We start from the raw sequence: 14,235 nt of genomic DNA on the forward strand, positions 1-14,235 counted from the left end.
GCGACACCGAAGGCAGGCGGCCCGGACCAAAGCTCACAACAGATGAAAGGGAACAGCAAGCGCCCCTTCGCCCAGTGGAAGCACATCCTTGCCCAGGTGAATCAGGAATCCTGGCCGAACTCCGTCGACATCTCGCCTGAGACGCGCCAGGGACGAAGCCATGGAAGGGGAGGGAGTGGCCGAAGCCTTCACCTCCACCGGCACGGTCTCCGTCTCATGCTGGACCAAGAAATCGACTTCTTGCCCGCTGGACGTGCGCCAGAAGTAAATTTGAGGATCCTCGCCCCGGCTCAGGTAGATCTTGCGAATCTCGCTGAGCACCGCCGTCTCCACAATGGCTCCCCGCATCGGCCCCTGGGCCGCGTGTCCTGCATCCCGCAATCCAGTCAGGTAGCAGAGCAGTCCGACGTCGGTCAAATAGACCTTTGGCGTCTTCACCAGACGCTTCCCGATATTGGCGAAGTAGGGCCGGATGATGACGATTTGATGGGTGGCCTCCAGCACCGACACCCAGGCCTTGACGGTATTGACGCTCAGGCCCAGGTCACGCCCGATATCGCTGTATTGCAGCAACTGTCCGCTGCGCGAGGCCAACATCCGCAAGAAGGCCTGAAACTGCGTCAAATCCCCGATCTGGCGCAGGTGGCGTACATCCCGTTCCAGGTAAGTCTGCACATAACTGGCGTACCACAGCACCAGGTCTCTCTGGGGTTCCTGCACCAACTCCGGAAATCCTCCCCGCAAGAAGCCCTCCCAAATCTGGTCCATTCCGGGGCATGGAGAAGGTTTCCATCCCTCCTCCCAGGGCAGCGGATCATGCAGCCGCCCCCTGATCTCCCGCTCCGACAGGGGCAGGAGCCTGAGTATGGCGGCTCGGCCGGCAAGCGTCTCGGTGACCTTCTCCATCAGCAGCAGGTTCTGCGATCCGGTAAGCAAATAGCTACCCTTGCGGTCGCGCTCGGCATCGATGCGTTCCTTGACATAGGGCAAGAGATCGGGGGCGAACTGAATCTCGTCAAGAATGACGGGCGGCGGATGCAGCTCCAAGAACCCGACCGGATCGGCCTGCGCACTCTCGCGCACATCGGGCCGCTCCAGCGATGCATATCGGGCTTCGGGATAGAGGTGCTTCAACAGCGTCGTCTTCCCGCTCTGCCGCGGCCCCGTCACCACCACCGCCGGAAACTCCGCGGCAGCCTTCCCCACCGTCGCTTCCAGTCCACGCTCGATGTAATGCTCTGGCTCCATGCAACTTTGCATTTTAATTGCAAAATCGTACGAAATCAAGCTCGGCTCCATGGACCCGCAAGACAGGTGGGAGGCGCCTCCTTGCGGCCCCCACAATGCCCCCAGCCCACCCCGCGTCATCAGGACCAGCTACCCACTTCCCGGCCTGGTGGGAGGCGCATCCTTGCGGCGATGGAGGTAAGGGCTAACTGGGGCAGCACGAGTCAAGCCGGCAAGATATTGGCAAGATCAGCCTTGTCGGCAGCACCACCCTCTCTCAGCAACCGCGGTGGGGTGGCAGCAACCCGTAGGAGGCGCATCCTCACGGACATTTCCACCAAAAGCCCCCGGCAGCCGCCAGGCTCCAGGACGACAGCATGCACAAGCATGTGGCGTGTCTTCCCCTGTTGATATAGATTGTCGCCATGTGGCGGCCGACCACAATGCCTACCACCTGGGCCAACTGGTCGACTTGCGTCGCCTCTTGGGCGCTTGGAAAGCTCACTAGGGCGAAACTTGCCTGAGTTGGCCCACCGGCGGACTGGAGAGCTGCACGCCGCCCTGGGTGCGCAGGGCGGTCAGGGCGATGGGCGTGTCGGATGACACCCGCAGGCTGCCGGCAAAGCGGAAGGGCGCATCGAAGCTGGCCTGCTCAAGGGGAATGTCGGGAAAGAGCTCCTCCACGAAGCGGGCCTGTTGGGTGCGTGGCTCCAAAACCAACTCGACCTCGAACAACTCGCTTGCCTCATCGTCCAGCAATGTCAGAGTCACCCGGGCCGCTTGGGACGACGGATTGACCACGGCGACCGCCGTGCTCAAGTCGGGAAAGAACAAAAAGCCGGGCAGTGAGCGTTCCACCGGGACGCTGGCGCGCAAGGTGGCCTCGACGGCGAAGATGCTGGCCTCGATGCGGCTATACACGACGGGAGTTCCCGGCTCACGATTAAGCCCGGGAACAAACGCGCTGAGGATGCCGGTGGCCCGAAGCGTTTCCGGCGAGACGACCTGAATCCAGCCTGACACCGGCTCCAACGATTGAGTGAAGACGATGCTCGAAGCCCCGGGCGCCAGGGTCCGCTCGACGATTTCCACTTCGTTCCCGTCAACGAAAAGCGAGACCGGATCACCGTTGCCGGAAAAGAAGCTGAGGGTGGCCTGGGCCGCCTCTTCACCGGGATTGGAAAGCACCAGGATGGTCGACTGGGTGGCACCGCCATCGAGTGGCGCGTTGACGAAATGGGCCAGATAGGTGGTTTCGAGGTCAGGCGCTTGTCCCTCGCCCGCGAACAGGAAGGAAGCGGCAAGCCACCCCCAAAGAGCGAAGAACCCGAATAATCCTAATCTTCTCATGAGTTTCCTCCAGAAAGAAAGCAACTACACCCGATTAGATGCTGCCTTCTCACACAATGCTCAAAAATCAATCAGTCCGCGGAATCGGAGTCGGCTCCAGCAGGTCAGGGCGCTTTGAGAGCAGTCAGGTTTGCCGTAGGATTTCTGCGGGATCGACTGTCTTTGCCCGGAAGGCGGGCAGTTCGCTGGCCAGCAGCGCGACTGCCGTCAGCAGGCAGGCGGCTATGACCAGGGCATACCCCTCGAAAGCAGAGAGGCCATAGAGACGAGCGGACAGAAAGTGACCGAAAATCAGGGCCAGGACGGTACCGGGAACCATCCCGGCCAAGGCCAGGCGGAGTCCCCGAGCAAGTACCTGGCCATGGATCGTGCCGGGACGGGCTCCAAGGCTCATTCTGATGCCGATCTCTCGTGCTCGCCGCCGGGCGGCGAAGGCCAAGACTCCGTAGAGGCCGACTGCGGCGAGAAGTGCGGCGACTGCACCCAGGAGTCCCATTCCAAGGGTTAGGTAATAGGCTCGCGCCAGAGCAGAATCGACATCGTCGGCCAGGGTCCGTACCTGGTCGACCGGAACCCTGGGGTTGAGCCGCTGGAGGGATTCTCGGATGAGCTGGGTCAGTGCGGACGGGGGCAGGGAGGTACGTGCGTGCAAAGTGACGTGAGACTGATAGTCTTGAGCCAGAGGACGGTAGAGGAAGGGCTCGGGCGCCGCTTGCATGTCACCATGGCGCATGTCTCGCACGACGCCGATTACACGATGCGGCTCGGGGCCGTCGAAACTCATTAAGGCGAGTTCGCGCCCTACGGCCTGCCGGCCGGGCCACAGCCGACTGGCCAGAGATTCGTTGATCAAAACGACCGGCTCCCGCCCCGGGCCGTCGACTTCGAAGTCGAAGTCGCGACCGCGCAGCAGCGGCACGCCCATGCTCGCGAAGTACCCGGGGGAGACGACATTGCCGGCGATTTCTTGGGGGTCCTCGCCCGGCGATAAGATCACTTCCCAGAGCAGGCGATTATCGCCTATCGGTGCCAGAGCCGCCAGCCCGACCGCTTCCACGCCTGAGGCCGCCTTGAGTGCTTCCAACAGCGATTGGTAGAGAAGCAGGCCCTCACTCCGCCCTAGTTGCGTTACGCTGGGAGTCACCTTCGCCAGTGTCACTCCATTGACGGTAAAGCCCAAGTCGATGCGTTTTTGCGCCATCAGGCTGCTGCCCACGAGGAGAACCCCGTGCAGCAAGGGCAGGCTCAAAGCGGTTTGGCCGGCCACCAAGAGAGCTAGACCGCTCCGTCCCGAGATCAGGGCGAACCGGTTGCGGCCAGCCGGCCCCAAGCCGGTCAGTCCCGCTGATGCACGGCGAATCACATGGAAAATTTCAACCTGGCGAAGCTGCCGCAGGAGCGGAAGGCTAGCCAGCGAACAGGATATGACCGCCGCAGCCAGTGTTGCCGCAAAACTCCAGCCATCGAGGGAAAGAACTTGAGGAGCGATCTGGGGTGGTAACACGAGCCTCTGCCCAAGCCGCGCTAACCAGCCTCCGACCAGCAAGCCGCCAGCCGCGCCGGCGGCGGCCAGCAGGAACATTTCCAGGGCCAGTTGGCGGGCGATCCTTGCCCGGCTGGCGCCGTGAGCCAGTCTTACGGCCAGCTCCTCGTTGCGGGAGACTAGCCCGAGAAGGAACAGAATAGAGAGGTTGACACTCGTGATGAGCAGAATCAGCAGCGCGACAATGCCGACAACCCGCAGAAGTTTAATGACGGTGACTCGGGGCTGCGGAGAAATCACTGCTTGTGCCAGCGGGGTGAGAGCAATCGACCAGCCGGCGCGTCCTCTGGGAAACGATTCCGCCATGCGGGCTGTCCACGAATCAATCCATTCCTGGGCGCGATTGAGGTCAATGCCCTGGGAGGCTCGAGCGATGCCCCCAAGCCAGCGTACTGATCGGCGGTTCAACAGATTGAATCGCGCTTGGCCCGGCTGCACCAGCGGCTGCAGCCCAAGAGGCACCCAGACGGCGGTTGGGTATTCCAGGTCGATTCCCCCAAAGCCGGGAGGCGCCACGCCGACAACGGTCAATGTCTCGGCTCCCAATCGGATTTCGGAACCGATTACCTGCGTCTCTCTGGGAAAATGGCTGCGCCGTAAACTGTTCGCTATCACTGCCACCGGACTCTTCTCGTCAGCGGCGTCAAAAAACCGTCCCAGAAGCGGCTTGATGCCCAAGACCTCGAAGTAGTTGTCAGAAACCAACGCTCCTCTTACGAGCCTCTCGCCGTCGTTGTCCGCCATTCCCAAACGAACATTCACGTAGGCGGCAACATCGGCAATATCCGTGGCCGCGCTCCGCAGGTCCAGGTAGTCCGGGTGGGAAAGGGTGTTGCGGCCTAACGCAAAGAGCGCCTCATGCTCTACAGCCGGCAGAGGGTCGAGCAGGAGTCCCCGCATCAACCGGATGACCGCACTCGAGGCACCGAGACCGATCGCGAGGATCAAGACCGATACGGCCGCCAACCCGGTGCGGGCGCGCAAGGCGCGGAAGGCGGAGCGTCCATCGACGACCAATTCATCCCATAGCCTCATCGCCTGCAAAAAAACCGCCTCCTGGAAAATGACGCACGCAAGTCGTTAGGCGTTCTTTCAGTTTTGATTCCTAGGGTTGTCGCCGTTCTATCGGACCAGACCGGCGGTTCCTCGGACACCGATTGAGGCGGCGCCTATCCACCTGCGGTCGTCGAACTGTTCTCCATTGACAAAACAGATGTCGCCCATGCTGGCTTTGCAGGTGCCTGTTTGGGCACAGGCATTCCTAATGCCCATCCGCTTAGAATCGTTTTGCACGATGGCGATGATTCTGTGATCAACCACCGCCAGTCTCGTGAGCAAGCCGAATGTATCTGGGCCGCCGTAGAGAGCAACCCGAGGCAGGATCCCGATCGGGCTCTCTTGCCGGTGGGCATCGAAGAACTCCTTGTAACGAGCCCGGGCCGTGGAAATCGAGGCCGCATCAGCAGGCTCGTGCGAATCAGCCGGACGGGATTCTGAACAGGCTGGGCAGAGGATCGAAACCAGCGAAAGGGCGGCCACAATTCTCGGCAGTCGGAAACATGGCAATCGGAGATCCAGCACCCATGCTCGTCCTTCCACCTCGACAGAACTCCCCTCGGGTCTTGAAACCTAAACGACAGGTCTCCAACTACATCACTGAATGGACGGTCAGGCCGATGCTGTGGACTTTCCACAAGCCGTCTTGACGCGCAACGGTACCGAAGAGAGCTCTCTTCTCCGCATCAGGCTTGATCGAAAACGCCAGCGTCTTAGAATCCTGCGCCAAAGCCGGCGCGGCAACCAGCATGAAGAGGACTATCCACAGACCTGATTTGAGTACTCGTGCCACGGCTGCCTATAAGTATAACGGTTTTTCGTGGATGGCTATTGGAAAAGCGATGGACTTCTACGTGGATCGGAGGTCCCTTGTGCGGGCTTCCACCTCATAGAGAGACGCCGCTTCTTGGTCGAGCAGTCACGCAGATATGAATTGATCAAGGTTTGATATGGAATGCCAAGCTCCTCTGACACGGGTGGAAGCGGGACCGGCAGAAGGCCGACGATATAATGGGGGCATGTCGGACGAGGCGCTGCGGGCCAAGTTGGAGAATCTTCCCGAGACGCCCGGAGTGTATCTGCTCAAGGACGCCAAGGGGAAGGTCATCTACATCGGCAAGGCCAAGGTGCTGCGCAACCGGGTGCGGGCCTACTTCCAGGCGGCGCGGGCGATTGATCACAAGACCGAGGTGCTCAAGTCTCATGTCGCCGATCTCGACTACGTGGAAACCGACTCCGAGGTCGAGGCGCTGCTGCTGGAGAGCCAGTTGGTCAAGAAGCGCCAGCCCGCCTTCAACGTCCGTCTCAAGGACGACAAGGCCTTCCTGCACATCAAGCTGACCACCAACGAAGAGTTTCCGCGGGTGCTGCTGACGCGGCGCATCAAGAAAGACGGAGGCCGCTATTTCGGTCCCTACCTGCCGGCCTCGCTGGCCCGCAATACCGTCAAGATCATCAACCGCCACTTTCTGTTGCGCACCTGCTCCATCGATATCGACGGCAACCTCGACCGTCCCTGCCTGGAATACCACATCAAGCGCTGCCTGGGACCCTGCGTTTCAGGACTGTGCGGCAAAGAGGAATACCTGCAAGCGGTGCGCGACGTCATCCTCTTTCTCGACGGCAAGACTGAAGAGCTGGAAGCGAAGATCGAAAAGCGCATGATGGAGGCCGCCGACAAGCAGCACTTCGAAGCCGCCGCCTTCTACCGCGACCGCCTCAAGATGATCCGCGACCTGGGACAGCGCCAGAAGATGGTGCTGTCGGGAGTCGACGACGTGGACGTCTTCGCCTATTACCGCGAGGGTCCCCGCTGCGCCTTGCAGTTGTTCACCCTGCGCGGGGGCAAGATCGTGGGCAAGCGCGAGTTCTTCTGGGAGGACCTCCAGTTCTTCAAGCCCACCGAGTTCCTGCGCGACGCCTTGCAGCAGTACTACTACAACGCCGGATTCGTCCCCCGCGAGATTCACCTGCCCGTCAAGATCGAAGACCAGGCCTTGATGCTGCAATGGCTGACCGCCAAGCACCAGGAAAAGGGCAACCGCAGCAAGGTGCGCATCGTGGTTCCCAAAAAGGGCGAGAAGCACGATTTGCTGCTGCTGGTGGAACGCAACGCCAAGATCGCCTTCGAGACCCGCTTCCGCATCCTCAAGTCGCGCAAGCTCGAAGTGCTCGAATATCTGCAGGAGGCCCTCAGCCTGCCCCGTCTGCCCCAGCACATCGAGGGCTTCGACATTTCCACCATCCACGGCACCGAGAACGTAGCCTCGCTGGTGGTTTGCCGCGACGGCATCATGCAGCGCAAAGACTACCGCAAGTTCAAGATCCGCAGCGTCAAGGGGCAGGCCGACGATTTCAGGGCCATGTTCGAAGTGGTGCGCCGCCGCTACAAGAGGCTTCAGGACGAGGAGGCGTCCTTGCCCGACCTGATCCTCATCGACGGCGGCAAAGGCCAGTTGCACTCGGCTTATCAGGCGCTGGCCGAGCTGGGCATCGAGGACCTTCCTCTAGCCAGCATCGCCAAGAAAGAAGAGCATCTCTTCGTACAGGGTCAGGCCGAGCCGGTAGTGCTCGACCACACTTCGCCGGTCCTGCATCTGGTTCAGGAGATCCGCGACGAGGCCCATCGATTCGCGGTTACTTTTCACCGCAAGCGCCGTTCCATGCGCGACTTCGCTTCAGCACTCGACTCGGTCCCCGGGGTAGGCGCCAAGCGACGCAAGCGCCTGCTGCAAAACTTCGGTTCCCTGGCCCGCATCCGCCGCGCCAGCGTAGAAGAACTCACCCCCTTCGTAGGCAAGAAGGTAGCCGAAGCCATCAAACAGCATCTCTAGGCTGCGCAACTTCCAATGTCCAAGAACCAGGTCAGGCCGCCGAACCGTCCCCAGGTCGGGTGGGAGGCGCATCCTTGCGGCGATCCAGGCAGTGTCCCAACACGCCCAGATGGGGCAGGTCGCCGGGCCGTCCCCGGCCAGGTGGGAGGCGCATCCAAAGCGTTGAGGACTGGAGGCTGGGAGATTGTTCTTTTGACCGCCCTCGAAGGCCTGCGCCAGCTCGTCCCAGATGAACATTACCTCCATCGCCGCAAGGATGCGCCTCCCACCAGGCGAGTAGCATAGGAGACTGCAACTGAAGCAGGCACATCCGTGCGAGCCTGGCAACGCTTCAACGCGGCCAGATGGATAGGCCGCCGGGCGGTGTCCGGGCCGGGTGGCAGGCGCATCCTTGTATGAGGTCGCTCGCTACGGCTGAGCTGCCAAAAGGCTGAGCATCTCTTCCAGTTGCAGGATGTGGCGGCGCAGGTGTTGGGCGTTGAAGAGCAGCCACTGGTGGCCGTTGAGCTTGCCGATGGCGGGCAAGGGGTGGACGCGGGTGTGCTGCTTGAAAGGACGCTCCGTCTCCTGGGCCAGGGCCAGGGTGCGGGCTCGGACTTCTTCGAAGAGGCGGACAGCCTCCTGGCGCTGCAAGCCTTCCTCGCGGGGGCGCACGTGGGGAGGCGCTTCAGCCTTGCGGCGGCGGGCCGGCAGCAGGCGGATGATCAGCTCTTCCTTGCCCAGGGTCTCCTGCCACTGCGGATCGGCCTCCCTCTGCAAAGATCTCAGCAACCCCTCCAATACCGCAGTCTCGGCCAACACCACATGCTGGGCCAATTGGGCCGGCGTCCAGGAACCTTCCCGGGGACAGCGGTTCCAGTCTTCCTCAGCCACCTGCTGCAAGGCTTTGAGGAAGTCCTGCCGAGTTTCCTGCAGCAAAGTCATGACCTGCTGATGTTCCTGGGAGCTCATGCGGGGTGAAGGCGTGCTCATGACGGTGAATATACAACAAAATCTCGTCTTGAATAATCGGCGGCCCCTTGCGTAGTCGTTCGCGTAGACCAGGTGCTTGCGATAGACTGAAAAGCGCTGCCGAGTTATGGGACTTTTCGATTTCCTGAAAAAGAAGAAAGAGCCCGAGGGCCTCGATCCCCTTCATGATCTGAGCCTCGAAAAGATGCAGCCCGGCTACATCGTCGACTACGACATGCGCAGTTGGAAGGTGACGGCCCGCCACCGCTACGACTTCGACGGTGACACCACTCTGGAGTGGGAGCTGCAGGACGGCGACGAGACCTGGTTTCTGGAACGCGAAGTCGACGACGAAGCCTACTGGTCGCTGTCGCGCAAGATCCCCCTGGCGGCCATCGACGGCGACGTCCGCAAAACCATCATCGAGCAGGACGACCCGCCCGAGTGCATCACCTGCAAGGGCCGCACCTATTACCTGGAAGAGTCGGGCGCGGGATATTTCTTCAAGAACGAACAAGGCTCTGGAGAGGGATTCGTCTACTGGTCTTTTGCCGACGAGAGCGAGAAGCACTACCTGACCATCGAGCAGTGGGGCGAAACCGATTTCGAGGCCTCCGAGGGACATCCGGTGGAAGAGTACCAATTCACCAACGTCCTGCCCGGCTGATCCGGGTGCGAATGCGAAGAAGCAGAGGCGCTGTCTTATGAGCAAACGAACCATTCCGGCAATCCTGATCATCCTGGTTTCGCTGGCCACCTCCTCCTGCCGGCGCGACCCTCTCGACGGTCTTCAGGACCAGCTCAGGGAATACCCGCGATACTCCATCGTCCTGGAAGACATGGACCGGGAAGGCAACTTCTTCACCGACTACTACCACAAGTACAAGTTGGTGTGGCAGGAGCCCGGAGAGGACGGGCAACTGCGCAGCCGCGAGACCGACTGGGAGCGGGTCGACAAGAGCACCTTCCGCCGCTATGAAGATTGCCTGGGCATGGCGCTGCGCTCCAAGGGCGGGCAGGGCGACGTGTCTCAGGACTGCTATCCGGCCGGATTTCAGTACTTAGGCGACCGCCGCTATGGAAGATGGCGGACCGACAGCCGCGGCAACACCTTCTGGGAATTCGCCGGCAAGTACGCCGTGGCAAGGGCCATCTTCAACTGGGGCGACCGAAACATCGGCCGCGGCGAATGGGACAGCTACCGCACCGCCCGCCAGAACAGCCGTCCCTACTTCGGCAACGGGACCTACGGCACCAGCGGCACTCACACCCGGAAGATGCGCCCCAACTTCTTTCAGCGGCGTCAGGCCCGCGAGGCGGCCCGAAAAGCCAGCTTCGGCCAGAAAGTCCGTTCCCGCGCAGGACGCAGCCGCAGCAGCGGAGCCCGGTCCCGCGGATTCAGCTCCGGCAAGTAGCGGCAAAGAGCCGGAAAGGAAGCTCGCCATGACCCTCGATCAAGTCCTGAGCGGACTCGTCTACCTCGTTTCGGTCCTCATCCTCTTTCTCATCGGACGCTTCGTCTTCGACAAGATCCTGCACCGCAGCTTCTCACTGCGCCACGAACTGCTGGAGAAAGACAACGTAGCTCTGGCGCTGGCCGTCTCCGGGTACTACTTCGGACTCGTCATAGCGCTGGGAGGCGTCCTCTTCGGGCCCTCCAGCGGACTGGTCAATGACCTCATCGACATTTTCGTCTACGGCCTGCTCTCCATCGTCCTCCTCAACTTCTCCATCTGGGTCAACGACCGCATCCTTCTCTCCAGCTTTTCCAACGAGAAGGAGATCATTCAAGACCGGAACGCCGGCATGGGCGCGGTGGAGGCGGGCAACCACGTCGCCGTGGGACTCATCGTGGCAGGGGCCATTTCAGGGCAGGGCGGCGGCATCGGCACCGCGCTGGCTTTCTGGATCATCGCCCAAGCCGTGCTCATCGTGGGAGCCCGCATCTACGACTGGATCACCCCCTACTCGCTGCACGACGAAATCGAGAAAGACAACGTGGCCGTGGGCGTGGCCTTCGCCGGAGTGCTGGTCGCCCTCGGCAACATCGTGGGGGCCGGAATCTACGGCGACTTCTACTCCTGGACCGAGAATCTGACGGTGTTGGGCCAATTCGTCCTCTTCGGCTTCATCCTGCTGCCCGTGGTGCGCTGGGTGACCGACAAAGTGCTGCTGCCGGGGGCCAGCCTCACCGACGAGCTGGTCAATCAGGAACATCCCAACCTGGGAGCGGGCATCATCGAAGCCTTTTCCTACATCGCCGCCTCTTTTCTGATCGGCTGGATCGTGTAAGTCCTCTACGTCAATGGCCGCGCGAAACCAACTGCTGAAAGCCTGCATTTTCGCCACCGGACTGGCGGGCATCGTGGCCGAGTACGTGATGGCTACCCTGGCCAGCTACCTGATGGGCGACTCGGTACGCCAGTGGACGCTCACCGTCTCCCTCATGCTCTTCGCCATGGGGGTGGGAAGCCGCCTCAGCCGCCGCTTCCGCCGCCGCCTGCTGGACGCCTTCGTGGCCGTGGAACTGCTGCTCTCGCTGCTCTGCGCCTCGGCCGCCCTGCTCACCTACACCTTGGCCGTGTGGATCGAGCCCGTCAGCATGGTGGTCTACCCGCTGGCCTTCGCCATCGGACTCCTCATCGGACTGGAAATGCCGCTGGCTACCCGCCTCAACGACTACTACGAGGAATTGCGCATCAACATCTCCTCGGTTATGGAGAAGGACTACTACGGCGCCCTCCTGGGCGGACTCCTCTTCGCCTTCCTGGCCCTGCCTTACCTGGGACTGACCTACACGCCCATACTGCTGGGGACGGTCAACTTCGCCGTGGCGGCGGCGCTCTTCTGGCAGTTCCGCTCCCAACTGGCCCGCCCCCGCTTTTTCACCCTCGCTTTCGCCGCCCTTACCCTGTTGCTGGCCGCCTTGCTCTTGCTGGCCCGGCCCATCGTCCTCTACGCGGAACAGAGCCGATACCGCGACCTGGTCGTCTACCAGGAGCAAACGCCCTACCAGAAGATCGTCATCACCCGCTGGAAGAACCACCACTGGCTCTATCTCAATGGAGCCGAGCAGTTCAGCAGCTATGACGAAGAGCGATACCACGAACCTCTGGTGCATCCGGCCATGAAAGCCGCTGCCGCCCGTCATCAGGTGTTGATTCTGGGCGGCGGCGACGGACTGGCCCTGCGCGAAGTCCTCAAGCATCCCGAGGTGGAGGCGGTGGACCTGGTCGACCTCGATCCGGCCATGACACGGCTGGGCCGCAATCATCCGGTTCTGCTGCAACTCAATCAGGAGGCATTTGAAGATGAGCGGGTGACGGTCGTCAACCAGGACGCCTACGCTTTTCTCGACGAAAGCTCGCAGATTTACGACGTCATCATCGTCGATTTGCCCGACCCCAAGTCGGTGGAACTGGCCCGCCTCTACAGCCTCGAGTTCTACAGCTTGGCCTCGCGTCAGTTGGCTCAGGGAGGCGTTCTGGTGACTCAAGCCACCAGTCCGCTCTTCGCCCGCCGCGCCTTTTTGTGCATTTACAAGACCATGGGCGAGGCCGGACTCTCCACCGCCGCCATGCACAACCACGTCCCCACCATGGGAGAGTGGGGCTGGGTAGTGGGAATCAAGGGACCGCCGCTGAGCAGCGAGCAGGTGAGGGAGCGCTTGCTGGAGCTGGATTTCCAGGACTTGTCCACGCGCTACCTCGACCGCGACGCCCTCCACACGCTACTCTATTTCGGCAAGGACACCTTCCGCGACCTGGAGGCAATCGAGGTCAACCGCCAGATGTCCTTACGCTTGCAACGCTACTATCAGGGGGGCGATTGGGACCTCTATTGAGTTCCAGGTCCCTTTTCGAACGAGGCTTTGAATATGTCAGACAAGGCTGCGTACTAGGCAGTGTCAACTGAACATGGAGGCGAGATTCGATGTCCGACAACATGGACTTGGTAAGAAATTACGTGCTCGATATGGACCTGGATGTCGTCCACGAGGACGAAAACGAAGAAGTCATCGTGGTGCGGGACGACGACAACGGCATCCACAACCTGATTCTCGACTGCGAACCCCCCATCGTCATCTTGGAGCAGTTCATCATGCCGGTGCCGTCCCAGCCGGGCGATCTTTTCGAGCGCCTTCTCAAAATGAACAGCACCTTGGTGCACGGAGCCTTCGTGCTCGATGATGACGGCAAGAGGGTTTACTTTCGCGACACCTTGCAGTTGGAGAATTTGGACCACAACGAGCTGGAGGCTTCCATCAGCGCTCTTTCGCTGGCCATGGCCGAGCATGCCGACGAACTCTTGCGTTACGCCAAATCGAACTAAGCTGTCAGCCCCAGCCAGGATCATTAGGAGACCAACATGAGCATCTTTCGAAGAATCTTCAGAGTGGCCCAATCGGAAGCCCATTCGGTGGTGGACCAACTGGAGGATCCCATCAAGATGACCGAACAAGGGTTGCGCGACCTCAAGGACGACTTGCGCGATGCATTGGCCAGCCTGGCCCAGGTGAAATCATTGGCCATCCGCCTCAAGAAGGAATCGGAGGACGCCAAAAAGCGTGCCGCCGACTACGAGCGCAAGGCCATGATGCTGCTCAAGAAGATGCAGTCCGGCGAGCTGGAAGCCGAGCGGGCCGAATCGCTGGCCCAGGAAGCTCTCACCAAGAAAGAGGAGAGCGACATGAGGTCCAAGCAACAAATGGGCGAGCACGAGACCCAGCAGAAGATGGCCGACCAACTGCAGGCCAAAATCGAGAAGCTGAAGCGCTCCATCGCCCGCTACGAAAACGAGCTGACGACACTCAAAGCCCGGGCCAAGACGGCCGAGTCGATGCGCAAGATCAACCAGCAGATGTCTTCCATCGATTCCTCAGGGACCATCGCCATGCTGGAAAAGATGAAGGCCAAGGTTCAGGAAGAAGAAACCTTGGCCGAGGCTTACGGCGAAATCGCCGGACAGGAAACCAGCGTGGACGATGAGATCGAAGGCGCCCTGGGGACTCAGGCCAGCGCTAAAGCCGCCGATTCTCTGGCCGATTTGAAGAAGAAGATGGGCATTCAATAAGCTACCAGCAAAGGAATGGCCATGATCTTCTAGAGCGCCCGCGGCCCCTGGGGATGGGTGCTGGCTTGGGGATCTTTGCCGGCTGTTCGTGTCGACTGATGCGCTTCAAGTGACCCTCGGGTCTTGATCTCGAACCAGCGGTAGGCTCCCGGCTTCAGATTCGCCCCTCCCGGGGGGTTCTTAGCGCATTCTCTGCAGTCT

General features: G+C 61.1%; 12 protein-coding genes. 7 read left to right on the forward strand and 5 right to left on the reverse strand.

Features of this window, described 5'->3' with window-relative positions:
- Positions 1-33: 33 nt before the first annotated feature.
- From VLU25_02625 to VLU25_02640, 4 genes are all read right to left on the reverse strand, one after another.
- Positions 34-1,248 (reverse strand): ATP-binding protein, encoded by a 1,215-nt coding sequence (locus VLU25_02625; GenBank protein HSR66811.1) that lies wholly within the window; start codon positions 1,246-1,248, stop codon positions 34-36.
- Positions 1,249-1,731: 483 nt separating this feature from the next.
- Positions 1,732-2,577, reverse strand: a complete 846-nt coding sequence (locus tag VLU25_02630) for a hypothetical protein (protein ID HSR66812.1) — start codon at positions 2,575-2,577, stop codon at positions 1,732-1,734.
- Positions 2,578-2,701: 124 nt separating this feature from the next.
- The gene (locus VLU25_02635; protein ID HSR66813.1) at positions 2,702-5,155 is read right to left on the reverse strand and encodes an ABC transporter permease; all 2,454 of its coding nucleotides are present in this window, start codon (positions 5,153-5,155) and stop codon (positions 2,702-2,704) included.
- 613 nt (positions 5,156-5,768) lie between these two features.
- Positions 5,769-5,969, reverse strand: coding sequence for a hypothetical protein (locus tag VLU25_02640; GenBank protein ID HSR66814.1), 201 nt, complete (start codon positions 5,967-5,969; stop codon positions 5,769-5,771).
- Between the two features lie 226 nt (positions 5,970-6,195).
- Here VLU25_02640 and uvrC point away from each other — a divergent pair, with 226 nt between their 5' ends.
- A complete protein-coding gene (uvrC, locus tag VLU25_02645) occupies positions 6,196-8,010 on the forward strand; it encodes an excinuclease ABC subunit UvrC (protein ID HSR66815.1) in 1,815 nt (604 codons plus the stop codon).
- 408 nt (positions 8,011-8,418) lie between these two features.
- Here uvrC and VLU25_02650 read toward each other — a convergent pair whose 3' ends face one another.
- The gene (locus VLU25_02650) at positions 8,419-8,982 is read right to left on the reverse strand and encodes a DinB family protein (protein HSR66816.1); all 564 of its coding nucleotides are present in this window, start codon (positions 8,980-8,982) and stop codon (positions 8,419-8,421) included.
- A 106-nt stretch (positions 8,983-9,088) separates the two neighbouring features.
- Between VLU25_02650 and VLU25_02655 the strand changes: the two genes are divergently transcribed.
- The 6 genes from VLU25_02655 (at position 9,089) to VLU25_02680 (ending at position 14,034) form a co-directional block, all read left to right on the forward strand.
- A complete protein-coding gene (locus VLU25_02655; protein HSR66817.1) occupies positions 9,089-9,628 on the forward strand; it encodes a DUF4178 domain-containing protein in 540 nt (179 codons plus the stop codon).
- Positions 9,629-9,665: 37 nt separating this feature from the next.
- Positions 9,666-10,376: a hypothetical protein gene (locus tag VLU25_02660; GenBank protein ID HSR66818.1), complete on the forward strand. Its 711-nt coding sequence runs from the start codon at positions 9,666-9,668 to the stop codon at positions 10,374-10,376.
- 28 nt (positions 10,377-10,404) lie between these two features.
- On the forward strand, positions 10,405-11,253 hold the full coding sequence (locus VLU25_02665) for a DUF350 domain-containing protein (protein ID HSR66819.1): 849 nt from the start codon (positions 10,405-10,407) through the stop codon (positions 11,251-11,253).
- A gap of 13 nt (positions 11,254-11,266) precedes the next feature.
- On the forward strand, positions 11,267-12,805 hold the full coding sequence (locus tag VLU25_02670) for a polyamine aminopropyltransferase (protein HSR66820.1): 1,539 nt from the start codon (positions 11,267-11,269) through the stop codon (positions 12,803-12,805).
- Between the two features lie 89 nt (positions 12,806-12,894).
- Positions 12,895-13,293, forward strand: a complete 399-nt coding sequence (locus VLU25_02675; protein HSR66821.1) for a YbjN domain-containing protein — start codon at positions 12,895-12,897, stop codon at positions 13,291-13,293.
- 36 nt (positions 13,294-13,329) lie between these two features.
- On the forward strand, positions 13,330-14,034 hold the full coding sequence (locus VLU25_02680) for a PspA/IM30 family protein (protein HSR66822.1): 705 nt from the start codon (positions 13,330-13,332) through the stop codon (positions 14,032-14,034).
- Positions 14,035-14,235 lie beyond the last annotated feature (201 nt).

The sequence above is a fragment of the Acidobacteriota bacterium genome (assembly GCA_035471785.1).
Lineage (GTDB): Bacteria > Acidobacteriota > UBA6911 > RPQK01 > DATIPO01 > JANQFM01.

Bases quoted from the DNA above. Each gene is read 5' to 3' on its own strand.
- VLU25_02670 (HSR66820.1), top strand. From the start codon at position 11,267: ATGGCCGCGCGAAACCAACTGCTGAAAGCCTGCATTTTCGCCACCGGA.
- VLU25_02675 (HSR66821.1), top strand. From the start codon at position 12,895: ATGTCCGACAACATGGACTTGGTAAGAAATTACGTGCTCGATATGGAC.
- VLU25_02630 (HSR66812.1), bottom strand. From the start codon at position 2,577: ATGAGAAGATTAGGATTATTCGGGTTCTTCGCTCTTTGGGGGTGGCTT.
- VLU25_02625 (HSR66811.1), bottom strand. From the start codon at position 1,248: ATGGAGCCAGAGCATTACATCGAGCGTGGACTGGAAGCGACGGTGGGG.
- VLU25_02665 (HSR66819.1), top strand. From the start codon at position 10,405: ATGACCCTCGATCAAGTCCTGAGCGGACTCGTCTACCTCGTTTCGGTC.
- VLU25_02650 (HSR66816.1), bottom strand. From the start codon at position 8,982: ATGAGCACGCCTTCACCCCGCATGAGCTCCCAGGAACATCAGCAGGTC.
- VLU25_02655 (HSR66817.1), top strand. From the start codon at position 9,089: ATGGGACTTTTCGATTTCCTGAAAAAGAAGAAAGAGCCCGAGGGCCTC.
- VLU25_02635 (HSR66813.1), bottom strand. From the start codon at position 5,155: ATGAGGCTATGGGATGAATTGGTCGTCGATGGACGCTCCGCCTTCCGC.
- uvrC (HSR66815.1), top strand. From the start codon at position 6,196: ATGTCGGACGAGGCGCTGCGGGCCAAGTTGGAGAATCTTCCCGAGACG.
- VLU25_02680 (HSR66822.1), top strand. From the start codon at position 13,330: ATGAGCATCTTTCGAAGAATCTTCAGAGTGGCCCAATCGGAAGCCCAT.
- VLU25_02660 (HSR66818.1), top strand. From the start codon at position 9,666: ATGAGCAAACGAACCATTCCGGCAATCCTGATCATCCTGGTTTCGCTG.